This window comes from Nocardia glycosmidis, from assembly GCF_052545115.1.
This window is the reverse complement of record NZ_JBQWRH010000061.1, coordinates 1-525: the sequence shown is the minus strand read 5'-3', so window position 1 is coordinate 525 and position 525 is coordinate 1. Positions and strand designations below refer to the sequence as shown.

Genomic DNA, 525 nt, shown 5'->3' with positions numbered 1-525 from the left:
TCGGTGATCGTGGAGATCGTCGATTTCGGCACCTCGGCGCCGTAGATCTCGCGCAAGTGCGCACTGATCTCGCCGGTCGTGAGTCCCTTGGCCGACAACGAGATCACGATGTTCTCCACACCGTTCAACCGGCGCTGTCGCTTCTTGACGATCTGCGGCTCGAAACTCGCCTCCCGGTCCCGCGGCACGGTGATCTCCACCGGCCCGGCCTCGGTCTCGATCGTCTTGGCCCGCTTACCGTTACGCGAGTTCCCGCCGTCACGGCCGGCCGGGTCGTGCTTGGCATAGCCGAGATGATCGTCCATCTCGCCTTCGAGGGCGGATTCGACCACCAGCTTGGTCATCCGCGCCAGCAGCCCGCCCTCGCCGACCAGCTGCAGCCCGTCACGACGAGCGTCCGCGGCCCACCGCCGGATCTGCTCATCCATCGACACCGACGCTGCCGCAGCAGATCCGGCGGCCTTCTCATCAGTCACAAGTGCATCCATACTGCTCAGGAGTTACACCGCTGACCGTACAGTCCCC

Annotated in this window: 1 protein-coding gene; it reads right to left on the bottom strand. The window is 65.1% G+C overall.

The genetic code is table 11. From position 1 onward, the window contains the following. Nucleotides 1-428: transposase (locus tag ACT86A_RS27485; RefSeq protein WP_445095130.1), on the bottom strand; the 428-nt coding region annotated here is incomplete at its 3' end. Nucleotides 429-525: the final 97 nt, after the last annotated feature.